The sequence below is a fragment of the Plantactinospora sp. ZYX-F-223 genome (assembly GCF_039649625.1).
Taxonomy (GTDB): Bacteria; Actinomycetota; Actinomycetes; order Mycobacteriales; family Micromonosporaceae; genus Plantactinospora.
In genome coordinates, this window is the sequence record NZ_JBDJAV010000011.1 from 175,265 (window position 1) to 198,467 (window position 23,203).

General features: G+C 71.1%; 17 protein-coding genes. 9 read left to right on the forward strand and 8 right to left on the reverse strand.

Translation table 11 applies throughout. The annotated features are described in order from the left end of the window. The 6 genes from AAH979_RS13940 to AAH979_RS13965 are packed head-to-tail and all read left to right on the forward strand — an operon-like array spanning position 1 to position 5,635. Positions 1-243: an acyl carrier protein gene (locus tag AAH979_RS13940; RefSeq protein ID WP_346258496.1), complete on the forward strand. Its 243-nt coding sequence runs from the start codon at positions 1-3 to the stop codon at positions 241-243. Between the two features lie 29 nt (positions 244-272). Continuing rightward, on the forward strand, positions 273-1,151 hold the full coding sequence (locus AAH979_RS13945; RefSeq protein WP_346258497.1) for a diiron oxygenase: 879 nt from the start codon (positions 273-275) through the stop codon (positions 1,149-1,151). Continuing rightward, positions 1,148-2,650, forward strand: coding sequence for an AMP-binding protein (locus AAH979_RS13950; RefSeq protein WP_346258498.1), 1,503 nt, complete (start codon positions 1,148-1,150; stop codon positions 2,648-2,650). Before AAH979_RS13945 ends, AAH979_RS13950 begins: the two co-directional genes overlap by 4 nt. Continuing rightward, positions 2,643-3,554: a thiamine pyrophosphate-dependent dehydrogenase E1 component subunit alpha gene (locus AAH979_RS13955; RefSeq protein ID WP_346258499.1), complete on the forward strand. Its 912-nt coding sequence runs from the start codon at positions 2,643-2,645 to the stop codon at positions 3,552-3,554. Before AAH979_RS13950 ends, AAH979_RS13955 begins: the two co-directional genes overlap by 8 nt. Further along, the gene (locus AAH979_RS13960) at positions 3,547-4,569 is read left to right on the forward strand and encodes a transketolase C-terminal domain-containing protein (protein WP_346258500.1); all 1,023 of its coding nucleotides are present in this window, start codon (positions 3,547-3,549) and stop codon (positions 4,567-4,569) included. Before AAH979_RS13955 ends, AAH979_RS13960 begins: the two co-directional genes overlap by 8 nt. Beyond that, positions 4,562-5,635, forward strand: coding sequence for a 2-oxo acid dehydrogenase subunit E2 (locus tag AAH979_RS13965; RefSeq protein ID WP_346258501.1), 1,074 nt, complete (start codon positions 4,562-4,564; stop codon positions 5,633-5,635). Before AAH979_RS13960 ends, AAH979_RS13965 begins: the two co-directional genes overlap by 8 nt. Positions 5,636-5,991: 356 nt before the next feature. On the opposite strand, the gene AAH979_RS13970 is transcribed toward AAH979_RS13965, so the two are convergent. The 8 genes from AAH979_RS13970 to AAH979_RS14005 all read right to left on the reverse strand — a co-directional run bounded on the left by AAH979_RS13970 (position 5,992) and on the right by AAH979_RS14005 (position 15,349). Beyond that, entirely contained in the window at positions 5,992-7,128 is a 1,137-nt protein-coding gene (locus AAH979_RS13970; RefSeq protein WP_346258502.1) for a nucleotidyltransferase family protein, read from the reverse strand. Positions 7,129-7,601: 473 nt separating this feature from the next. Beyond that, positions 7,602-9,443, reverse strand: coding sequence for a serine/threonine-protein kinase (locus AAH979_RS13975; protein ID WP_346258503.1), 1,842 nt, complete (start codon positions 9,441-9,443; stop codon positions 7,602-7,604). Continuing rightward, the gene (locus tag AAH979_RS13980; protein WP_346258504.1) at positions 9,395-11,170 is read right to left on the reverse strand and encodes a cation:proton antiporter; all 1,776 of its coding nucleotides are present in this window, start codon (positions 11,168-11,170) and stop codon (positions 9,395-9,397) included. The genes AAH979_RS13975 and AAH979_RS13980 overlap by 49 nt, the downstream gene beginning before the upstream one ends. Next, on the reverse strand, positions 11,167-11,988 hold the full coding sequence (locus AAH979_RS13985) for a protein kinase (protein ID WP_346258505.1): 822 nt from the start codon (positions 11,986-11,988) through the stop codon (positions 11,167-11,169). The genes AAH979_RS13980 and AAH979_RS13985 overlap by 4 nt, the downstream gene beginning before the upstream one ends. Next, complete coding sequence (locus AAH979_RS13990; RefSeq protein WP_346258506.1) at positions 11,985-12,554, reverse strand: FHA domain-containing protein; 570 nt, start codon at positions 12,552-12,554, stop codon at positions 11,985-11,987. The genes AAH979_RS13985 and AAH979_RS13990 overlap by 4 nt, the downstream gene beginning before the upstream one ends. Further along, complete coding sequence (locus tag AAH979_RS13995; protein WP_346258507.1) at positions 12,551-12,967, reverse strand: hypothetical protein; 417 nt, start codon at positions 12,965-12,967, stop codon at positions 12,551-12,553. The genes AAH979_RS13990 and AAH979_RS13995 overlap by 4 nt, the downstream gene beginning before the upstream one ends. A gap of 3 nt (positions 12,968-12,970) precedes the next feature. Beyond that, entirely contained in the window at positions 12,971-14,509 is a 1,539-nt protein-coding gene (locus AAH979_RS14000) for a hypothetical protein (RefSeq protein ID WP_346258508.1), read from the reverse strand. Positions 14,510-14,845: 336 nt separating this feature from the next. Further along, on the reverse strand, positions 14,846-15,349 hold the full coding sequence (locus AAH979_RS14005) for a MarR family winged helix-turn-helix transcriptional regulator (RefSeq protein ID WP_346258509.1): 504 nt from the start codon (positions 15,347-15,349) through the stop codon (positions 14,846-14,848). Between the two features lie 31 nt (positions 15,350-15,380). Here AAH979_RS14005 and AAH979_RS14010 point away from each other — a divergent pair, with 31 nt between their 5' ends. From AAH979_RS14010 to AAH979_RS14020, 3 genes are all read left to right on the forward strand, one after another. Continuing rightward, positions 15,381-16,448 (forward strand): bifunctional NAD(P)H-dependent oxidoreductase/GNAT family N-acetyltransferase, encoded by a 1,068-nt coding sequence (locus tag AAH979_RS14010; protein ID WP_346258510.1) that lies wholly within the window; start codon positions 15,381-15,383, stop codon positions 16,446-16,448. An 818-nt stretch (positions 16,449-17,266) separates the two neighbouring features. Then, positions 17,267-18,070: a DUF4132 domain-containing protein gene (locus tag AAH979_RS14015; RefSeq protein ID WP_346258511.1), complete on the forward strand. Its 804-nt coding sequence runs from the start codon at positions 17,267-17,269 to the stop codon at positions 18,068-18,070. Further along, positions 18,067-23,109 (forward strand): hypothetical protein, encoded by a 5,043-nt coding sequence (locus tag AAH979_RS14020; RefSeq protein ID WP_346258512.1) that lies wholly within the window; start codon positions 18,067-18,069, stop codon positions 23,107-23,109. The genes AAH979_RS14015 and AAH979_RS14020 overlap by 4 nt, the downstream gene beginning before the upstream one ends. Positions 23,110-23,203: the final 94 nt, after the last annotated feature.

Below are 23,203 nucleotides of genomic sequence, written 5' to 3' on the forward strand. Positions count from 1 at the left end.
ATGGTGGACTGGCCACCAGCCTTTGAATCGCTTATCCGGCAGCGCAGCCGGCTGCTCGGCGCCGCCGCGCCCCTGGACCCCGACCACGGCCTGGCCGAGCTGGGGGTCGACTCGCTGGAAGTGGTCGAGCTGATCGTCAATCTCGAGGCCGAGTTCGACATCGAGCTCCCACCCGAGCTGCTGCAGCCGGAGGTGTTCGCGACGCCGGGCACCATCTGGCACGCGGTCAGGGGCCTGCTGTGACCGGCACTGCCGAGGAGGGACAGGCATCGGTGCGGCAGACATGGGCACGGCTCACCACGGTCGCCGCCAAGCTGAGCAGCCAGTCGCGGGACCAGCGCTACCACGTCTTCGACATCTTCGACTGGCCGGACGAGCTGCCGGCCGACCAGTTCTGGATGAGTCCGGAGCTGACCACGTGCTACGGGACCCCGGTGTGGGACCGCCTGTCGGAGGCCGACCGGCTGCGCCTGACCCAGGCCGAGGCAGTGAACTTCTTCAGCCTCAATGTCCATCTCATCCGTGACCTGATCGGCGAGGTAGCCGGGCGGATCTACGACACGCGGTACCCGGGCCTCTCGGAGTTCTTCCACGACTTCATCCACGAAGAGAACGAACACATGTGGTTTTTCGCCCAGTTCTGCAACCGGTACGGGGGGAAGGTCTACCGCACCAAACGTGTCATCGGGCACGCCGCCGAGGGCAACGACGCGGTACGCGACGTCATGATCTTCGGTCGCATCCTCATCGCGGAGGAGCTGTGCGACTACTACAACGCGAAAATGGCGACCGACGACCGACTGCCGGCGATCGCGCAGCGGATCAACGCCGTCCATCACCAGGACGAGTCGAGACACATCGCGTTCGGCCGGCAGATGATGCGGGCGCTGTACGAGGAAGCCACGCACCGCGCGACACCCGAGGAGGTCGCGGGCGCCGCGGCGTATCTGTCGCGATATGTCAGCTCGTGCCTGCGGGCGTTCTACAACCCTGCGGTGTACGCGGACGCGGCGCTCACCGGAGCCAGGCAGATCCGCTCCGAAGTGATCGACGACCCGTACCGTCAGGAGTTCCACCGGACCGTAATGCGCAAGACCACCCGGTTTTTCAGCCGGATGGGACTCTTCACCGAGAGCATGGTCGCCTGGTGACCGGCCAGCCACCGCGGCGGATGCTGCACGAGTGGTTCACCGCCGGCCTGGCAATGGCGCCGGACCGCGTCGCACTGCGGATCGGCCGCCAGGAATGGACCTACGCTGAGCTGGACGACGTGGCTCGGCGCTGGGCCGGCGGACTGACCGCGTGCGGGGCGCGGACCGTCGGCATCCTCGCGATGCGCAGCATCGAGTCGTACGCGGGGCTCCTCGCCACGCTCTACGCCGGCGCGACGGCGGTGCCGCTCAGTCCGGGCTTCCCCGCCGCACGTACCTGCCGGATGGCGGCGATGGCCGGGATCGACACGCTGATCGCCGACCGGTCGGCGGCGGCAACGCTCCCGCACCTTGCGGCGGCCCTGCCCGGCCTTCGGGTGGCGGCGCCGGCCGCGACGCCTCTGGGCACCCTGCCCGGGGCCGGGTACGACGGGGCGGCCTACGTGCTGTTCACCTCGGGCTCCACCGGCCGCCCCAAGGGTGCTCCGGTCACGCACGCCAACATGGACAGCTTCCTGCGGTACAACCTGGACCGATACGACCTCGGCCCGGACGACGTCTGCTCACAGACCTTCGACCAGACCTTCGACCTGGCGATGTTCGACCTGTTCGTGGCCTGGGGCGCGGGTGCGGCCGTGGTGTCCACGCCGCCGCAGGTGTTCACCGCGCTGCCGCAGTTCCTGGCCTCCGAGCGGGTGACCTTCTGGTTCTCCGTGCCCAGCGCCATCGAGGTGGTACGGCGCCGGGGCGGGCTGACGCCCGGCGCGATGCCGACGCTGCGGTGGAGCCTGTTCTGTGGTGAGGCGCTGCGGCTGACAGACGCCCAGGACTGGCAGCGGGCCGCGCCGGGATCCATAGTGGAAAACCTGTACGGCCCGACCGAGCTGACGATCGCCTGTTCCGCGCATCGGCTGTCCGACCAGTCCGCCGAGCTCGCCGTGCACGGCGTCGTTCCCATCGGGACGCCGTACCCGCATCTCCGGTACCGGATCACCGAGGACGGCGCCGATGGTACCGAAGGCGAGCTGTGCGTCACCGGACCGCAGATGTTTCCCGGATACCTCGACACCGCCGACGACCAGGGGCGCTTCTACGACGGTGACGGCGTGCGGTGGTACCGCACCGGCGACCGGGTCCGGCAGCTCGCCAGCGCCGAACTCGGCTATCTCGGCCGGATGGACCGGCAGGTGAAGGTCCGCGGCTACCGGGTCGAGCTGGACGAGGTCGAGTGGCACGTCGGGCAGCTGCCCGGGGTGGAACGCGCGGTCGCGGTGGCGTTCGAGGCAGCCGGGCGGACCGAGCTGGCGGTGTTCTATGTCGGTACCCCGGGCCTCGACATCCGTCGCCCGATCGCCTCGATCCTGCCGGGATACATGGTGCCGCGACTGTGTCACGACGTTGACGCGCTCCCGCACACCGCGAACGGCAAGATAGACCGCGCGGCGCTTGCCGCGCGCGCCCGGGACCTTCTGGCCGGCGAACAGGTCGCCCATGCCTGAGAGCCCGCCGCTGTGCCCGCTCGCCGACGCCGAGCTCGGGGCGATGCTGTCCATCCGCCGCTTCGAGCACGCCGTACTCGACCTGCTCGGCCGCGGACTGATCAGGGGCACCACGCACACGTGCCTGGGCCAGGAGTACATCCCGGTCGCGGTCGAGTCTCTGCTCCGCCGCGACGACGAGGTGTTCAGCAACCACCGGGGACACGGGCATTACCTGGCGAGGTACGACGATCCGGCCGGCCTGCTCGCCGAGCTCGCGGGCCGTGAAGGTGCGGTGTGTGCCGGGATGGGCGGTTCGCAGCACATCCGCCGCGCCGGGTTCATGTCCACCGGAATCCAAGGGCAACTGGCGCCGGTCGCAGTGGGCGCCGCCTTTGACATGCGGCGCACCGGCACGGCGTCGATCTCGGTGGTCTACGTCGGAGACGGCACCTGGGGCGAGGGAGTGGTGTACGAGGCGCTCAACCTCGCCGCCCTCTGGCGAGTACCGATGGTCGTCGTCGTCGAGCACAACGGGATCGCCCAGTCCACCCCGACGCCGGCACAGATGGCCGGTACCATCGCCGACCGGTGTGCCGGCTTCGGCATCCGGCACGTCAAGGTGACCGGTATCGACGTCGGTAGTATCCGGACCACTCTCGCGCCGCTCGTCGCCGAGGTACGCCAGGACGGTGCGCCGCTGGTGGTCGAGTTCGAGACGGTACGGCTCGGGCCGCACAGCAAGGGGGACGACACCCGCACCTCGGCGGAGCTCGACGCCATCGCCGGGCGCGACTGGTACCCGCACTATCGCTCGGCGTTTCCCGAGCAGGTCGACCGGCTCGATGCCGCGGCGACCGCGGGAATCCGGGCCGTGGTCGAGGACGTACTCGCCAGGCCGCTGATCGGTGCCGGCCGTGGATGACCGGGCGATGGAGCGGGTCGGGGAGAACCTCAACCGCGGCCTGGCCACCTTGCTCGCCGAGAGACCGGATCTCTTCCTGATCGGTGAGGACATCGTCGACCCATACGGCGGCGCTTTCGGCGTTACCCGCCGGCTCTCCACCACCCATCCCGGACGGGTACTCAGCACGCCGATCAGCGAGCAGGCGATCCTGGGCTTCGCGGTGGGCCTGGCCCTGCGCGGCCGGGAAGCGGTGGTCGAGGTCATGTTCTCCGACTTCGCCACCTTGTGCTTCGACCAGATCGTCAACCTCGCCAGCAAGGTGGTCAGCATGTACGGCCAGTCGGTGCGGATGCCACTGGTGATCCGGTGCCCGACGGGGGGCCACCGCGGCTACGGCCCCACCCACAGCCAGAGCCTCCAGAAGCACTTCGTAGGGATCCCCAACCTCGCGGTTTACGAGATGAGCCCGGTACACGACGGGCACGCCACGCTGGCCCGAATCCTCGACTCCGCGGCCCCGGCGATGTACTTCGAGGACAAGGTGCTCTACGGACGGCGGCGGTTCGGCGCGGCCACCGGAGACGAGCTGTTCCACTGCGAACGGATCGGCGGCGACTGCGACTTCGCCGTGCTGGGTATCCACGGGGTGGACGCGGTGGACGTCGTCGTCATCGCACCGGGTGGCCTCACCGGCAGGGTCCTCGGTGCGATGCGCGGTGCCTACCTCAGTGCCGAGACGGCGGTGCGGGCCGTGGTGCCGTCCCGGCTCTACCCGTTCGACCCCACGCCACTGGCCCCACTCGTCGCCCAGGCTCGGCGGGTGGTGGTCGTCGAGGACGCGACGGCCGGCGGGGTGTGGGGGGCCGAGGTCGCCCACACCATCCACCAGAAGATGTGGGGGCTGCTGTCCCAGCCCGTCCATCTGCTCCACGCGCCATCCCGCACCATCCCGGCCGCCCCTCATCTCGAGCGTGCGGTGCTGGTCCAGGAAGACGACATCCGCGCCATGGTGACGGCGGTCGCCGGTGGGTGACATCCGCCTTCCCCGGCTCAATGCGACCGACGAGGAGTACACGCTTCTCGAGTGGCTGGTCGGTGACGGCGCGTCGGTCGGTGCGGGCACCGCGGTGGCTCTGGTGGAGACCTCCAAGGCGGCACACGAGCTCGTCGCGGAGGAGGCCGGCACCCTGTGGCAACGGATCCACGCGCCCTCAACCTGCCGTCCCGGGGAGGTGGTGGCAACCCTCGCCAGGGACGACCGTCCAGTGCAGGCGCAGCGGAACGCCGACCCGGATCCGATCACCATCACCCGGCCAGCCCGGCAGCTGATGGTCGAATACGGTGTCGCGGAGGAGACGGTACGGTCGATCGGCAAGGTGGTCATCTCGCGGTCGGACATCGAGCAACTCGTCGCCGGGCAGGCGGGGCGGGCCGCAGTTGAGCGGGTGCCCGTCTCGGCTGCCCAGCGACGGGTCGCCCGTACGGTGTCCGCCTCGCATCGCGAGATCCCCGCCGCCTACTCGGTCGTGAAGGTGGTCGCCGACCGGCTGAAACAGCGCCTGCGTGACGAGGCGGCGACCGTCGGCTTCCTCGGCGTCCCGGAACTGGTCGTCAAGGCGATCGCGGCGCGACGGAAGCAGTTCCGGCTCTTCTTCGCGCACGCGGTGGACGACCAGACGGTGACCGTGCGGCCGGGGGCGCACGTCGGGGTCACGATCGACGTGGGAAAGGGTCTCTACCTGCCGGTCGTCGCCGACGCCGACACCAGGCCGCTGCGGGACATTGCGGCCGATCTGTTACGGTTCCGGCTTGCCGCGATGCGGGGCCAATTCACTGAGGCAGATCTGACCGGGTCGAACATCGCGCTCGCGATACACGCGGACGCCGATATCGTGTACGCGCAGCCGCTCATCTTCCCGGGACACATGTGTGCGTTGTCTCTCGCCTCGATGCAGCGTGAGTTGGTACGTCATGACGACGGTCCGATCACGAGCAGTGAGTATTTCCATCTCGGTCTGGCGTACGACCATCGGTTCGTCAACGGTCGGTCGGCGGTGGCGTTCCTGCATGCGGTCAAGGCTGACCTGGAGTCGGGCTGATGGCCGCTGACGGTTGTCGGTTGAACGCGGTCGACGCGGCATTCTTCGGGGCATATCGGAGGTATCCTGTGGCATCCACCCTCCATTTCGGTATACCGGATCCACAGTGGAGCCGACAAGTCGAACGCGCCGACTCGACTGCGGGTCCGAACCCCGCTGCGGTGGAGACAAACCCAAGCCACACGATGATGCCGGAAGGGGGTGAACCCACATGACCGAGGTAGAGTTCGACGGCGTCGACATCCGCGAGATGGCTGACGAGGAACTGGACGACATCGTCGGCGGTCCGAAGGCCTGCCAATAGCCGGTAGCCAGCAGGAGGCGCTTGAGTGGAGTCGCTCAGGCGCCTCCTGTCGTCATACGAGTGACTTCGAGGCAGGCAGGTCGCGATCGGTGGCCGGGTCGAAGAACCGGGTGAGAAAGTCTTGCTGCCACACACGCGGCTGTGGCAGATCCCACTGGCCGTACTCGGTAAGCAGGCGCTCCGGCTCCGGGCACTGTTGCCGGAGCGCGGCGAGGACGTCCGGAGGGATGACGCCCGGAAAGAGCATCTGCAGGTGAGCGAGCCCGTAGAACACGGGCCCGGCGACCGCGTATTCGTCAACGCGCTTGCGGAACAGGTCCCAGGAGAAGTCCTGTCCGGCCGAGCGCACGAGTTCGGCGATGTCCACGTACTTGATCAGACGCCGGTGCTTGCTGCCACGGTTCATGAACCTGAGCGTCGTCGAGGTCTTGTAGATGTGGGCCGACAGGTCGATGACCGCGTCCTCGGGGGATGGCACCAGGAACGAGGCGTCACCGTACCGGTGCCGACGAGCGTTCGCCAGGACGGCGCTGACCGGAACGTCGTACCCCTTACCGGGCAGCGCCAGCGACACGTTGACGTCGACGCTGATGATCGGGCGGTCGAGCTGGCCGGTCAGCTTGTTCAACTTGGGCAGGTCGCTGCCGTACAGGCGCCAGAACGCCCGGTCCCGCTTGCTCAGCGGGACGATGCCGGTTTCTGTTGGGTTTCCCTCCGCATAGCCCAACCGCTCAAGCACCTCCACCAGGGCGGGCGCCTGCGCTCTGGTGACGAGGACATCCAGGTCGCCCATAGGCCGCATGCCCGGCTCCTGGTAGACCGCGAAGGCCAGATGGCCGCCCTTGCGCATGAGCACGGTGATGCCCTGTGCCGCCGCGGCGTCGCTGATCGCCTGGATCTCGTCCAGCATGAGTTCGTTGCTCCGCCGGGTGTCCCGGTAAGCGGAGTAGAGAAGCGACACGACGGCGGCGTCCAAGCCAGCCATCGCCTCCCTGGTCAAGAGGCGCCATCCATGCCATCCCACGAGGGCGGCGACGCGGTGTTGAGCGGCCTGACCGGCGATCCGTCCCCAGTCCAGAACCGGCTCGTCCTGACCGAGGATTTCGCGCAGACGGGCTATCTGCGGGTCTGTTACATGCTGTCTGCTGAGCAGCAGCAACAACTCCGACTCGGCTGATATCGCGGCCATTCGGCTTCCTTTGCGAAGGCGTTAAGGCGTTGGAGAGCGGAGGGCTCAATCGCCCGTCCACTGTGGTCGCCCGATCACTCGGTGCACAGCGCCTGCTCCGGACGGACGGGCGAGCGAAGTGTAGCGGATCTCAGTGGTCCCCGCCTTGGGCGATGCACTGTGCTCAACCTCGTCCCGTTCGGCCATGTGTCGTGGTTCTCGGACATCACCGCGCCGCCATCGGTTTGTCAACAACCGGTCCACGGTGGCGTTGCCACGTACTGTGAAGACTGGCCAGGAAACGGGTTGCTGTCGACAGTTGTCAGTTGAACGCGATCGTCGGCGAGCGGCTGCTCCGCTTCCCCGCGGTCCAGGTTGAAAAAGGTTCAATTGTTCAGCACCGACCGGGCGATGTGCTGGCACAGGCACGCGCCGCGGTACTGGCGGCCGGTTGGTCCGGACGAATCCGTTCGTCCGAAAGAGACCGTGGGCCGTCAGTCGCCGAGGGGGCGGATCTCGACGTTGGTGAAGGCGACTCGGAACGGTGACTCCTCCTCGGTGGTGGCGGGGAAGGTGCCCAGTACGACGCGGCCCTGGGTGAAGGTGGCGTCGTCGACGGTGCCGACGCGTTGGCCGTCGCGGTCGACGGTGATGGTGGTGCTACGGGCGGAAACCCCGATGCGGGTTGTGGTGTCGGGTGGGATCGGGTCGTCGAGGGCCATGGTCCGCAGGACCGTCACGCTCGCGCCGTCGCCGATGCCGTGGGTGGCGAGCTCGACCGAGTCGGCGCAGACGCGCACGAGGTAGCCGGCGGTGCCGGCGAAGCGGAACCACAGCGCCGCGCAGCTACCCGGTGTCTGGAGCCGTACGTCGACGGCGGCGGAGACGTCGGTGTAGGCGCTGGTCGGGCCCGGGCAGCGGTACGGACCGGTGCTGTCGCGGGTGACCACCAGCGCCTGGTCGAATGTGCACGTGGTGCGTTGTGCCTCGTCCTCGCGGACCTGCCACAGCCCGGGCGCGGTCAGCGGGTCGCGCACGACCGGCGGCCCGGGCAGGGCCGAGTTCGTGGCCGGCGGGGTGGGCGGCGAGCTCATAGCGGCCGCGGTGGCCTGCGAGGTCGCCGTGGGTGTCGGGGTCACACCATTCGACCAGTCGCCGTCGAATGGGAGCACGCCGCTGGCGATGCCCGCGACGGTCAGCGACGTGACGAGTACCGCCACCGCCAGCGCCACGTTCGCGACCCTCCCCCAGCGCCGGCCGGTGCGCGCGGGCGGGGCCGGCGGCTGAGGCGCCGGTGGCGCGGGCACGGCCCCCGGAGTGCCGCCGGCCAGGCGGGTGGTGTCGTGGCCGGCGGGGCGGGTGGCGAGGTGTTCCGTGGCCGCCTTGGCCTCGGCCGCAGCGGCGAACAGGGCGGGCTGCCCTGCCAGGGCGGCCTGGACCGCGGGCGGGCGTACCTGGCCGGGGGCGAGCAACATGTCGAGCAGCTCGCGCGACGTGGGGCGGGCGGCCGGGTCCTTGGCCAGGGCGCGTTCGACAAGGTCGCGCAGCGGGGGCACCAGCCCGGCGAGGTCGGGTGGTTGGGTGACGATGCGTGCGGCCACGACCGGTGGGGTGTCCACACCGAACGGTGGGTGGCCGGTGCCGGCGTACGCGAGCACCGCACCCCAGGCAAAGACGTCCGCCGCCGGGCTGATCACTCTGGCGGCGTCGGAGCCGAAGCGCTCGGGTGCCATATATCCCACGGTGCCGAGCATCTGGGCGGTGCGGGTGTGGTGGCTCGTCGCCTCGACCGCGCGCGCGATGCCGAAGTCGATCACCTTCGGGCTGCCGGGTGCGAGCAGGACGTTGCTGGGCTTGAGGTCCCGGTGGATGACGCCGGCGCCGTGGATCGCGGTCAGCGCGGTCGCCACGCCGATCGCGAGCGCGTGCAGGTTGGCCGGGCTGAGCGGGCCGCGCTCGGCCACGACGTCGGCGAGGCTGGGGCCGTCGACGTACTCCACGACGAGGTAGGGCGGGTCGTGGTCGGGGTCGGCGCCGAGCACCTCGGCCGTGCAGAACGGCGGTACCTGCCGCGCCCGCTCGACCTCGCCGCGAAAGCGTCGCCGGAACTCCTCGTGCGCGGCGACGTCGGCCCGGATGACCTTGACGGCGACCGGCCGGCCGGCGTCGCGGGCCAGGTAGACGGTGCCCATGCCGCCCTGGCCGAGCCGCCCCACCAGCTCGTACCGGCCGAGCCGCCGTGGGTCGCCGGGGTGCAGCGCCGCCGACCGCCGCTCTTCCTCGCCGGTCATCCGCTCGTCACCCCGCTCGTCCGGGGCTCCGCTGGCCCTCCACACTGGATGACGATATCGAACCCGCGGGCAGCCGCGAGCTCGGCCGCGTCGCGCCGCACGGCCTCCGCGCCGGATCCCAGTGGTACGACGACCGCAGGCTCGCCGCCGCGGAGCAGCACGTCGGGCTCGACGGCCGCGAGTTGGGCGGCGAGGTCGGCCTCCGGGTCGCGGCTGAACCGGGCGAGCACCGGCGCGCCGAGCCCGCGGGCCCGTACCGACTCGGCGAGGCCGGCCAGCTCCCCCATCGCGGTGGTCATGCCAAGCAGTTCCTCCGACAGGCCGCTGCCCACGTCAAGCGGCCGCGCCGGGTACGGCACGAGCCGGCTCAGCACCACCTCGCCGATGCCGTGTCCCGCGGCGGCGGCACCCCGCTCGGCGAAGTCGGCGGCGAGGTCGACAAGGGCCGGCGCGGGCGCCAGCCCCCCGGGCAGCGAGACGAGCACGCGGTAGCCGGCCGGCGGTGGCTCGGGCCGCTGCACCGCCAGTGCGTCCCGCTCGACCATCCATCGCGGGTAGACGAAGCTGAGCAGCGGGCCGGCCATAACGGTGGTGACCAGCGCCATCACCACCATCATCGAGAACACGCGTTCGTCGATGATCCCCAGCTCCAGCCCGACCGTCAGGATCACGATCTCGGTGAGCCCCCTTGTGTTCATGAGGATGGCGAGCGCGCCGGCCGGGCGGGCGGCCACCTTGTTCAGACGGGCAGCCGCGTACGCGCCGGCGAACTTGCCGCCGATCGCCACGACGAGGATCGCGGCGAGCTCCAGCAGCCCCGTCCCGCCGAACGTGGAGAGGTCGACCCGCAGACCGGAAAGGACGAAGAACGCGGGCAGCAGGAGCAGCACGCTGACCTGTTCGAGCCGTTCGAGGATCTCGACCCGGAGCCTGTCCGCGCCGCTCGGCTCCGCCGCACCGGCGCGTGCCCGGGGCATGACCGCGCCGAAGAGGAACGCACCGAAGATCGCGTGCAGCCCCAGCCACTCGGTGGCGAGGCTGGACAGCAGCAGGCCCACGAGCACCACGGCCAGGATGTCGGGCGTGAGCCGGCCGGCGCGCGCCCGCGCGGCGTCGACGCGGGCCAGCAGCGGCCGCACCACGAGCAGCATCAGCAGCGTGTACGGTACGCAGAGCAGCGGCAGCCACGGGTTGGCGCTGTCCGCGCCGGCGACGGCGACCACGACGGCGAGCAGCGACCACGCGGCGACGTCGTCCACGGCGGCGCTGGCGAGGGCGAGCCCGCCGACCGGCGTGCGTACCATGCCGCGGTCGGTGAGGATGCGGGCCAGCACCGGGAACGCCGTGACCGCCATCGCCGCGCCGATGAAGAGAGCGAACGGCAGCGGGGCGGAGACCTCGTGGCGGCCGGCGAGCCACATGGCGAGGAGCACACCGAGCCCGAGCGGCGCCAAGATCGACCCGATGGAGACCGAGGTGGCGGTACGGCCTCGGCCGCGCAGCGAGGCGTGGTCCAGTTCGTACCCGACGATGAACATGAACAGCACCAGGCCGAGGTTGGCCAGGCCGGACATCGCGGGCCGGACGTCGGCGGGCAGCAGCCAGTCACTGACCGCCGTGCCGAAGAGCGTCGGTCCGATGAGGACACCGGCGACGAGCTCGCCGATCACGGGTGGCTGGCCGACGAGCCGGGCCAACCAGCCGAAGGCCCGGGCCAGCACGATGATCGCCGCGACCGCGAGCAGGAAGTTGATGAGGGCGTGCGCGCTCATGAGACAGCCTCCGCGAACCGCTCGACGCGGTCGGCCAGCGCCGCCGCGGTGGGCCGGTTGGCGGCTGGCGCGAGGCATTCGCGTACCAGGGCCGCCAGTGGCTCCGGCAGCTCCGCGCTCAGCTTGGGCGGCATGGAGACCACACGGCGCAGCACCAGCAGGCCGTCGCCCTCCGGCAGCGTGCCGTAGATGCCGGTGCCGGCCACCACGCGGTGCAGCAGCACGCCCAGCGACCAGACGTCGTGCGGTGGCTGCGGCCGCTCCCCCAGCAGCAGCGCGGGATCGACGTACTCCACCGAGTCGAGCGCTCCCATGCCGGTGATCGTGACGCCCTCGGCGAAGACGTGCGCCAGTCCGAGGTCGGACAGTCGCGCGCTGCCCTCGTGGAGGAGCACGTTGCCGGGCTTGACGTCCCGGTGCACGACGCCGGCGGCGTGTAGGGCGGCGACCGCCCGCGCGGCGTGTGCCACCGCCCGCAGCGCGGCGGGCCGGTCGAGGGGCGCGGCCGGCGCGGCGAGCGAGCCGCCCGGCAGGTACTCGGTCGAGTAGTAAAAGATGCCGTCCTGCTGCCCGGCGTCGTACGGCGCGACGAGGTACGGCGAGCGTACCGCCGCGAACGCGCGCAGCTCGCGGGTAGCTCGGCGGAACGCCACCCCGGTCGACTCGGCGGCCAGCACCTTCACCGCCACCTCGGCGGCCTCGACGGGCAGCCGGGCCGGCCGGCGGGCGAGAAAGTACTGGCCGTGGTTGCCCGAGCCGAGCGGCCGGATGAACTCGTAGTCGGCGATGCCGCGCATCTGCTCCCCTGGGGTGTTCACGGGTTTCGGTGGGACTCGTAGCGCAGCCAGCGCGTCCCGAACACGACCCGGGTGCCGGGCCGGATCTCCGCCGGTACACCCGGCTGGAGCCGCCGGGGGTGCGGGTCGCCGGGCGGTTCGACGACCGTGCCGTTGGCCGATCCCAGGTCGACAGCGCGGACGGTCCAGCCGGCGAGCGCCATCCGCAGGTGCTGCCGCGACACGCCGCTCGCCGGCCCGGCGATGCGCAGCGGCCGCGCCCCGTGCGCCACCGCGGGATCGCGGTGCGGCTCGCGCCCCACCACGTAGTCGGCGTCCAGCCGGAACGTGGCGCCGTCGTCGACAAGCAGCACGCCGAGCGGCGGCCGCGGGCCGAGGACGGTGATGTGCGTACGCTGCGCCATCGAGATGCCGCACATCTGGCAGTACGGCACGGCCGGGTCGTTGAAGTGGCCGTTGGCGCAGTGCACACCCTCGACAAGCAGCCGCGTCAGCTCGTTCCGCGGTGTCACCTCCGTCGGCGCGTCCGCCGCTCCGGGAAGGAGCAGGACCGCCTCGAAGGGCGCGTTGCGGTCGGGTTGCCTCATGTCAGCCGCCCTCCGCGAAAGCGCCAGCGCAGGAACGGCACCCGCATCGGACCGTTCGCGACGAGCCAGACTGCCAGCCACACGGCGGCGAAGTGTATGACGTACGCGGCGAGTGGCGCGGAATCCACTGTGGGCAGCAGGCCGGCGTCGAGCAGCAGCCACAGCAGCAGGCCTTCGGGCACCGCCGTCAGCAGGCCGAAGAGCGACGGCCAGTCCTTCTCCCAGCGGAACTGCATGAGCAGGTGGTACAGCAGCTCCCAGCCGACGCCGAGCACCGCCACGGCGGCGAGCACCGCGAATGTGGTCCGGTAGTCGGCACCCACGAGAGGCGTGACGACCGCGGTGACGGCCGAGCCCACTACCAGGAGGAGGACCAACCGGGTCTGGATCCTTCCGGACAGCACTGGCACCACGTCTCATCCCTCCTGGACCGGCCGGCCGAGCGCCCAGCGCACCCACTGGGTGGTGGAGCGGACCGGCCCGATGCGGCGACCGAAGCCGCGGCGGGCGAGGTCGTCGGCGATCTCCTGGGCACCGATCTGCAGCCCGAGGAACGTGTCCACGCCCGGGAAGTACCCGCCTAGCGTGGCCGCGCCGGTGGCGTACAGGGCGCCGTCGCCGCTAGCCGTCCCCTTGACCTCGAAGTGCCGCTCGACCTCCAACCGGCCCAGCGGGTTGCGGCCGGCGCCGCCGTGCGCGAGCAGGTCGGCGAGGACGCGGTGCTCGGCGATGTCGGCCTCCAGCCCGGTGCAGTCGATGATGTAGTCGGCGCCGATCTTCCGCGTGCCCGCGTCGCCGGTGACCAGGCTGACGAGCGTGCCGTCGGCGGCCGGCTCGACCCGTTCCACGAGGCCCTGGCTCGCCTCGTACCACCCGCCCTCGCGGCCGGCGCGCATCTGCTGCTGCCAGCGGCGGCGCTTAGGCGTGTTGGTGCCGCCCATCCGCTTGTACTCGGTCACCCGCTCGGCGCCGTCGAGCCGCCGCATCTTCGCCTTCAGCTGCCCGCCCCACACCGACTTCGGATAGTTGAATCCCTGGTACGCCCAGCCGTCGCCGCCCTTGCGCCGTGACCACAGGTGCGGCCCGTGACTGCCGGTGACGAACGTGCGGAAGATGTGCACGATCTTCGTCTGTAGCCCGTACCGCTCGCGGTCGTCCATCAACCGCTGCAGCACCCGGGACGCGACGATGCCGCCGCCACGCACCATCACGGTGCCCGGCCTGGTACGCAGCGCCTCGTACACGTGCTCATGCGACTCGTACGCGTTGACCACGCGCGTGAAGTCACCGTACTTCTCCCGGAACTCTTGCAGGTCGGGCAGGAACCGCAGTCCGGGGTACCCGACCGCCAGGTGCACGAAGCGCGACCGGTAGGCGACCCGCTTGGTCGGGCCGGTGCCGCCCGGTGGCGTGAGCACCGTGAAGTAGCCGCCGCCCGCCCGCCGCCGCACCATCCGCACGACGCCTTTCACGAGCATCGTCGGGTACCCGATACGCGCGGACTCGCGGGCCATGCTCTTGAACACGTCGCCCACGCGCGGCGTCCAGTAGTCCGCGAAGATCGGCTCACCGAGCACGTGCACCAGCGGCCGGAGGGTCCGCTCCCGCCACGCCTCGCTCAGCGCGTACGACGGGAAGCCCCAGATGTTGTCCGGCCGCGAGGACGAGTCGGACCGGATGCGCTCCGGCCCGGGAATCTGCGAAACGCGGGTCAGGTACTCGTATGTCTGCCACGGAGAGCCGATATTGGACAGCACGCAGATGTCTGCGGTCGGCACCCCCGCGATGCGCAGGTAGTCGACCAGTACGAACGAGCCGATGCCGCCGCCCACCGTGACCAGCGGCACGTCGTACACCGGGATGCCGGCCTCCGCGACGAGGCCATCTGGCCAGATTGCGTTGTCCAGCAGGGCCTGCGTGAGATCGCCTCGATCTCGTAGCTCTCGTTCCGGCATACCCCGTCTCCGTCCGCCGTGCCCACATCGATATCGCCTGACATCGCAGGCGCCGCCAGTCTCGCCCACGCGAAGTCAAGGCGATGTGAGGTCTCGTCGCCGCGAAAATCCGCTTTCAGACAGCGACGGGCGTGGGTTGGGATTGTGAACAGCGGACGGATGAGGCCGGTGGGAGCAGCGGTCCGGACCACAACAGACGTCGCGGGAGCTCGGAGTTTCTATCTTCGGGGTCGGCTCGCTGTACCGCTCGGAAAGTCGGTCAGAGCTACGCCACCTGGGAGTATTCGTTGATCAACCCGTTGCGGAAGCCGAGTTCAGTGCGTCACCCATCCATGATCATGCCGATGGGGGCCGTTCGGGTGGTCGATCGTCGCCGGCTTGGGGCTCTTCCAGCCTCCGGGCGATCTGTTCGATGGCGACGAGGTCTTCCGGGGCGAGCCGGTCGACAAAGTGGCGTCGTACCGACTCGACATGGGCCGGTGCCGCGTTGTCGAGTACGTCCAGACCTTGCGCGGTGAGTACGAGAAAGCAGCCTCTGCCGTCGGTCGGGTCGGGCGTGCGCCTCAGGAGACCACGCGCTTCCATCCGAGTGGCGTGCCGGGACAGCCGACTGCGTGACCAGCCCATCTTGTCGGCCTGTTCCCCCAGGGTGCTGGTGTGGCCGGGCCGCTCCGACAGCGTGCTCAGTACCTCGTAGTCGGACTCGGAGAGTCCGATCGCGGCCAGATCGCGCGCGGTGCCGGTCTGGACGGTGACCATCACACGCAGAAACGCGCGCCACGCCCGCTCCTCGTCGGGGCTCAACCAGCGCACGGTGCTGGCCGGCCGTTTCGTTGACATGTAATCAATCTAGCATCTAAGCTTCGTTTCCATGTCAACGAAACCGATCCGTGTCCTGGCGCTCATGTGCAGCACCCGCCCCGGCGCCCTCGGCCCCGTGGTCGGACAGTGGCTGATCGAGACGATCACCCCTCGTGCGGCGGAACTCGGCGTAGAGCTCGTACCGCTGGCCCTCGGCGACCTGGACTTGCCGTTCCTGGACGAAGAGGAACATCCGTCGTCGGGTGTCTACCAGCATGAGCACACACGTCGGTGGAGCGCGATCGTCGACGCCGCGGACGGGTTCATCGCGGTCACGCCGGAGTACAACTACGGGATGCCAGCGACCCTGAAGAACGCGCTGGATTACCTCAGCGGCGAATGGGCGTGGAAGCCGATCGGCTTCGTCAGCTACGGCAACACGTCGGCGGGCACCCGGTCGGTCCAGCACGCCAAGCAGGTGGTGACTACGCTGCGCCTGGTCCCGTTGGGCGCCACGGTCGCGCTCCGCATCGGCGACGCAACGGAGAATGGGCGACTGCGGCCCGACGCCACCCGCGACACGGCGGCCGTCGGCCTGTTGGACGAACTGGTCCGGGTCGCCCAAGCCTTACGGCCGATGCGCGAACGTGCACAATCCGGGACGCTCTCCGGCCCGCTGCCAGGGTCCTACGCGAGACGGCTGACCCCCGACGACGCGCCCGAGGTCACCGTACTGCAGCTGTGCTGCTGGGTTGACGAGGCCGTCGTCAACGACACCACGGCCATACCGGCCCTGCATGAGTCGCCGGAGGAGGTACGCGAATGGCTGGCGACCTGGCACACCACGGGCATCTGGCTGGACGGCCGGCTACTGGGCATGGTGCGGACCCGTCGCCTCGACACCGACTGGCACATCGGTCGGCTCGCCGTCGTGCCTGACCTGCGCAGCCAAGGGCTGGGCCGGTGGCTGCTGCGCACCGCCGAAGCCGCAGCAGAACCGGATTGCCGTCGCATCCTGCTGTTCACCGGCGCCAAGAGCATGCGGAACATCGACCTTTACCGCAGCGAGGGGTACCAATCGATGCCGCTCGCCGGCCCCGACGGAACCACCTGCCTCGCCAAGGACGTATCCCGGTAGCCAGCGCCGAACGCTGCCGGCCCAATCGAATCCGCACCGATCTGGTACGTGCTCATGCAGCGGGACGTACTCCCTGCTGCCCGGCCCTCGTCTGGCTCGTGCGGCCGTACCGCCAGCGGTGACCGGTCTTGCGATTGATCCCGACCAGCCGGCACGCCTCACTCGTACTCACACCCCACGCCACAAGATCCAAATATGCCTGGCGCTCCGCGCGAGGCTTCTTCCGTCCCTGCGGCTGGCGGTCCCCACGGACCTCGAACACTGCAACCCCTGATCAGGTCAGGCGTTGCAACGACCCCTAGAACCCGAGCAGAGGGCGACAAGAGGGGGCCGACCGGGTTCCGGAAAGAGGCCAACCCCTTCAGCAACATCGGTCCCGCTTTCTTGGGCCTCGAACTGCCGCGGATTAGGCCATGGTCAAAACACCCGCCGGACCGGGCCTCGCCCCGGCCACCCACGCACCGCACACGGCGACGCTGTGCCATTCGTTGGGAGCCCGGCGACGCGGTGATGTGACCTAGGCCACTTCCCAGCCTCTCGTCCGGTCACCGCCCAGCCGTCCGTGGCGGTCCCGAACCGGCCGGACCTGCGGACTCTCGCAGATCCGGGCCTTCTTTCGGGCCACACTCGACCCCCGGTACGCCCACCGCGCCGGCCGGCGGACCCCGCCGTGTCGGTCACTACTGTTAGCGTCCCCTACGTCGTCGATCGCGGGCGATATCTCCTGAAATTTAGCTGATTTTCCGCTACGGAGGGTATTCCTGATGGGCTGGCTACCGGTGGGAGACTCACACGAGATCTCCCTCGTGGACGGAAAGGTGACGGCTCGGTCCACCGGCCTGCGGGCTACCGGCCGCCCACTGAAGACCCTGCCGAAGGTGTTGCGCGACAACCCCGAGGTGGACCGGCTACGCCAGCTCGCCCAGTGGCTGGACCGGCACACCGCCGAATGCCTGGCCCGGATCGACGCCTGGGTGGTGTCCTCGCTGCCGGTGCCGACCGGGCTGCTGGCCCGGGTCTGGCCGGACCCGAGCTGGCAGGACGCGCTGCGCGACCTCGTGGTGCTCGGCGACGATCCGGCCGAGCCGGGCTTCCTGCGAGACGTCACCGACACCGGTGACCTGCGCATGGTCAACCTCGACGGGGAAACCGTCCGGCTCTCGCCGGCCAGCGCCACGCTGCCCCACCCGGTACGCCTGACCGACCTGACCGAGCTGCGCGAGTTCGCCGACGAACTCGACATCACCCAGCGGATCGAGCAACTGCACCGGGGCACCTGGAGCAAACCGACCGATCTGAAGGACCGCGACACCACGATCACCGACTTCCGTGGTACCGCGGTCCCCAACCGGCTGGCCGCCCGGGCCGCCACGCTCGGCTTCCGGGTCTCCGGCTCGCAGGTCACCTGCCGGGTCTGGGAGGCCGGCCGCACGGTCGAGGCCGCCATGTGGTTCGACGAGGACTACTGGGATTCCGAAGCGACCCTAGGCACCCTCTCCTGGTCGCTGGTGGACGGACCGACACTGCGGTTGACCGAAGTCGGGCCGGTGGCGTGGTCGGAAGGAATGCGGATGGCGACGGCCCTGTCCGGCGCCGCGACGAAGACGGAGAAAGCGGCGTGACCGGGATGACGACCAGGTCGGGCGAGCAGACGGCGGAGAGCCTGCTGGCCGCCGGCGCGGTACTGCCGACCGACACCGCCGGGGCCGGCGATCGGGCGGTACCGCTCACCGCCCGTACCTACCGGCACCCGGCCCTCGGCGACCGGCTGGTGGTCCGCGTGGTCGACGCCGTACTCGGGGAGGGCGAGGACCTCGCCGTCGGGTTCCTGGGCCTGGCAACGGCGGCCGAGCCTGCCGTCGTCGGGCTGGGTCCGCGCCGATCGCTGGCGTTTCCGGAGTGGGTGCTGGTACACCACCCGGCGGACGGCCGGCACGCGTTGGCGGTGGTGCCGGAGTTGCAGAAGCTGGCCAAACAGGCACGGTCGCGGCCGAAGGCCGCCCTGGACGGGCACCAGGCCATCGCCGACCGATTCGCCCGTACGCTGCCGCACTTCCTGCCGGCCTTCTTCGAGCAGGCGGCGCGGCTGTTCCTCGCCGCCGGACAGGACGCCTACGCGACGCAGTTGTTGAACAAGGCGCGCAAGGCGGAGGCGCAGCACGGCCTACCCGTCGACCTGGACCGGCTGGACGAGGTCTACCTGGAGTTCGCGTCGGCCAAGGTGGTCTCCGCGACCGGCTTGGCCGGGTACGCGAAGGAACTCTCCGCCCAGTTGCCGGCCGACGAGGCGCTGGACCGGTTCTGCCGGCTGGCGCTGCGGGCCGCGGCCGCCGGCGTGGTCCCGTCCGCGCAGTCGGCCAACGCGGTGAAGCGGCTGGTCCGGGCCGCCGGTAAGGCCGGCGCCGATCGTGAGGCGGCCTACCTGACCGAGGTACTCCGGCTGCCGGTGGCCGCCCAGGCGCCGGCCGGCTGGTGGAAGGCACACCTGCCGGCGGTGAAGGCGCTGGCCGACCGCGACCCCGCGATCCGGGGCAGCCTGCTCGACCTGATGCCCACCGACCGGGACAACCTGACCAGCTGGCTGGCCCTGTTGTCCGACACCGGTGCGCTCGCCGGACTCACCGACCCGGAGGTGCCGGACACGGCCCGGCCGCAGGACGGCTCCGTCGGCTGGCTGCGCCGCTTCGTGAGCCGAGCCGGCTCCGGCCACTACCGCCGCCGAGTGCCGGAGATGTACCCGCTCGTCGAGCGGATGGCCGACCGACTCCGCGCCGAACTGACCGACAACGGCGAGACCCTCGCCGCCGACGGCGACCTGGACCTAGCCGACCTGCTGCTCCTCCTCGACGTGCCGGTGGCTCCGCCGAAGGACGACTCCGTGGACCTGGCGCAGTGGGTCAAGACCGAGGGAGAGCGGGAACTGCTGGCCGTGGCCGGCGACGACCGCTTCGTCGGGGCTCTGCGCCGGAGCCTCGACCAGCTCGACGGCCAGCCACACGCCCTGCGCCGGGTGGCCGAGACGGCCGGCATCCGGCCGATGCTGACCGACTGGCTGCGGGCCCGGATCCGCCACCGGTTCAGCACCGGTCTGCCGTACCTGCCGGAGTCGGTGGACTGGCTGGGCAGGCTCCCGGTCGAGGCGGTGCGCCTGGTCGCCGACGACCTCCCCCAGCCCGGTGAACCCGGTGCGGGCGGCGACCCCGGGCAGGCCGTCCGGGTCGACCTCGCCGAGCACGTCGCCCGGAGCCTGCGTGGCGGAATCATCGACGAGTTGGGCTGGCCGGAGTGGGAGCTGGCCTGGCAGGAGGTGACCGGCGGCGACCACCGGGTCGAGTGGACCTGGCAGGAAGCCTGGCCGTACGTGATCCTGGCCGGGCCGACCACCGTACGCGTGCTCGGCGCGGAGGGCATCGTGCTCCGCCACGACCTGCGCATCCCGGCCGGCGACATGTGGGGCAAGCCCGACTACCACTACGTCGACGGCCAGCTCCTGGTCTACTGGCGCTCCAGGTCGCTCGGCTACGACCCGCGCGGCTACTGGCACTCCTCGCCCGACGAGCCACAGCCCATCCAGGACGGCCAGCGGCGCGGGCACGAGATCACCCTGCCGCTGCCCGGTGGCGGACGGACCACCGGCGACGGCGTGCTGCACGTCGGCGACACCGTGGTCCCGTCGCAGCGGCCGGTCATCACCGACGGCATTTCGCACTGGGTCCAAGACCACAGCGTGGACGACGGCGGCTACGGCTGGCGCGAGTACGACCCGGTCGGCAACACCCACGGCCGGCGCAGCCTGCCCCGGTTCCTGGCCGACCTCCCGGTCGACGGTAGCCAACTCCGGAAGTCGGACAGCTGGCTGCGGCCGGCCCTGTCCGACCGGGCCACCCCGGCTGCCGTCCCGGTGGACGGTCTACTCGGCTGGCGGGTCGTCACCCTGCCGGACGGCTCGGTACGCGGCGAGGACCTGGCCGGTCGTACCGTCACCGTGGCCCCGGGCCAGGAGCCGATCGCGGCGCTGGTGCTGCCCGGCGACGACCGACCGCGGGCCGTCCTCAAGGGTTTCGTCCTGGTCGACCCGGACGGGGTGGTGTCGGCCGCCGCCGGGCCGCCGTCCAGCCGGTCCTACAGCGCCGGCACGATTCCGCTGCCGGGGCATTCGTTCCTCGGCAACATGCTGCCTCGGGACCCGGCCGGCTCCGCCGCCCTGCGCCGGATGGACCGGGACACCGCCGCCGCGCTGCTCAAGGTCGCGCTCGACGAACGCCGCGCTGCCCTCGCCGAAGCGGCTGCGCGAGCCGCGGCCCAGGCCGCGACCCGCGCCGGGTCGACCAGAGCCCCGCACGCCACCACCGGCCTCCGCACCGCCGTCCCGGCGTCCGGGGTCGGCGCATCGGTCGGCGGCTCCGGCGCACCGGTCGGCGGCTCCGGACCAGCCACCGACGAGGACGACAAGGACGCGCTGGTCGAGCTGGTCCGCTCGACGTTGCCGGCGGTCGGCCACGACGCGATGCTGGCCGGGGTGGTCGGAATGCTGCGGCTCGCCGCCCGGGTGTGCACCGACCTGGAAGCGGTGACCGAGAAGCTCAACACCTCGTTGTCCGCCCCGAAGGCGGTGCCGCCGGTGGCCACCGCGACCGGCCCCACCGACGAGCAGCTCGCGACGGTGCTGGACGGTCTCCGTGGCTCGGTCTACGGGGCGAGCGGCTCGACCCACGTCTTCACCCAGTTCCATGCGCTGGCCACCCAGCGGGCCGCCACCACCGGAAGCGAACCCGCCGTACGGCTGCACCTCGACGGACCGTCGCTGCCGAGCGCTCTGGACTGGTCGCCGCTGCTCGACGGTGTCGCGGCAGTCGCCTACCGGGCCGTCGCGGCGGTCACCCCGGACGAACACCGGGAGACGCTGCGTGCCCTGCTCACCGAGCTCGACCGGCTCGACCTGAGCGGGGCGGCCGAACCGTCCCGGTGGCGCCGGTTCACGCTGCACCTGCTGGACGAGGACCTGACCATGCCCGACGGGACGCGCCGGTACCCCGGGCCGGGCCTCCTGCCGGTGTCCGACGGGGCGTTCATCGCCGTCCTCACCTCCGGCGGCACGTCCACCGGCTACACCCTCGGCGCGCTGTACCACGATCCGGCCGGTGTCTTCGCCGTGCCCGAGCCGTACACGGTGCAGTCCTCGGCGTCGGTCGGTGACGGCCGGCCGGCCGGCTGGCTGGACGGTTTCCTGACCGAGTGGACCGCGCGTGGGCCGCTACCCTGGCGGCCGGAAGCGGCCGAGTCGTTCGCCGAGCTGACCGGCGTCACCCCGACCGCCGCGAAGCTGGTGCTGGCCGGCCTGCCGTACGCGGACTCGGCGAACACCGTGCCGGTCGAGCTGCGCAAGGCGCTCGGGGTCAAGCAGGTCGGCGAGGTAAAGCTGGCCTTCGGCATGCTGAACGAGGCCGGGCCGGAGCTGCGGCGTGCCGTGGTCTCGGCGCTGCTGCCGGACGACCCGGCCCGGTTGTGGACCGACGGCCCGGACGTGGCCGCCGCGGCGGCGGTCTGGAACACCGCCCTGGGGCGCCGGGTGGTGGTGCCCGAACAGCTACTCGCCGAGGCGGTCCGCGCGGTCCGGTCCGGCTGGGGACCCGCGAAGGCGTTGCCGGCGCTGCTCGACCCGGCCCGCTCGGCCGAGCTGAGCACCGACCTGGTCTTCCGGATCAAGGGCGACCGGGCCCGGCAGGTCGACGGCCGGGCAGTGGGCTTCACCGGTGAGGTGCTGCGCTCCACGGTCTCGCTGGCCGCCTGGGTCGCCCACCACACGCCGGCCGGCGACCCGTGCCGGGCCGCGCTGCCGGCCGCGCTGGCCGCGATCCGGGACCGGCTGGCCAACCGCGAACTGCTGCTCGACCTTGACCAGTACGTCAGGCTGTCCGGGTTCCGGCAGGTGGCGGGCACCCCGTCGGAGACCGGCCCCGGCTGGGAACGGTACGGCGCCATCGTCCTGGCCACCTACGACGACCAGCCGTCCCCGGCGTTGCGGCCGGACCTGCTCGACGCCGACGGGACGGACCCGTACCTGCCCGCGTTGCGCGGGGACGCGGCCAAGCCGTACCCGACGGAGGTGGCGCTGCGGCTGGTCCGCGACCCGCGGTTCGCGGCGCTGCTCGGCGACCCGGGTGAGCCGGTCGGCGGCGCGCGGGCGGAGGCCGGGACGTGGTGGCCGCAGGATCCGACCCGGTCGGTGCCCGACCTGGTGGCCGAGGTGGCCACGGAACACGGCCTCGGCGTCGACGCGGCGGCGGTGTACCTGATGCTGCTGGCCATGCCAGACCCCACCGACCGCAACACGGCGAAGTGGACCGGTTGGAAGCCGGCACGGTTGAAGGCGGCTCGCGCCGAGCTGGCCGGCACCGACCTGGTCGTCGCGGCCACCCGGTCCCGGGCCGGCCGGTCGCTGTTCCTGCCCGGTCGATGGCTGGAGCGTGGCAGCGGGCAGGCGCCGATCGAGGGCTGGAAGGTCGCCCTGTTCGACCTCGCACCCGACGGTACGGCCGGGCTCGGCGTGACCGTGCCGCTCGAACCGGCCGCCGAACTCTACCGACGGGCCTGGCAACGCATCCGCGACGGCGAGCGCCCCCGCTTCGACAGCCTGCCCACCGGCCGCACCCGCCGCTGACGTCAACCCCGCAGGCGGTACATCCGCGACGACCGACCCGGCCGTTGCGGCGCCGTCCCTGTCCCGCACGTCCCATCCGAACCACAGAGAGATC

Coding starts and splice junctions, on each gene's coding strand:
- AAH979_RS14005 (WP_346258509.1), bottom strand. CDS start 15,349: ATGTCAACGAAACGGCCGGCCAGCACCGTGCGCTGGTTGAGCCCCGAC.
- AAH979_RS14000 (WP_346258508.1), bottom strand. CDS start 14,509: ATGCCGGAACGAGAGCTACGAGATCGAGGCGATCTCACGCAGGCCCTG.
- AAH979_RS13990 (WP_346258506.1), bottom strand. CDS start 12,554: ATGAGGCAACCCGACCGCAACGCGCCCTTCGAGGCGGTCCTGCTCCTT.
- AAH979_RS13940 (WP_346258496.1), top strand. CDS start 1: ATGGTGGACTGGCCACCAGCCTTTGAATCGCTTATCCGGCAGCGCAGC.
- AAH979_RS13955 (WP_346258499.1), top strand. CDS start 2,643: ATGCCTGAGAGCCCGCCGCTGTGCCCGCTCGCCGACGCCGAGCTCGGG.
- AAH979_RS13980 (WP_346258504.1), bottom strand. CDS start 11,170: ATGAGCGCGCACGCCCTCATCAACTTCCTGCTCGCGGTCGCGGCGATC.
- AAH979_RS14010 (WP_346258510.1), top strand. CDS start 15,381: ATGTCAACGAAACCGATCCGTGTCCTGGCGCTCATGTGCAGCACCCGC.
- AAH979_RS13970 (WP_346258502.1), bottom strand. CDS start 7,128: ATGGCCGCGATATCAGCCGAGTCGGAGTTGTTGCTGCTGCTCAGCAGA.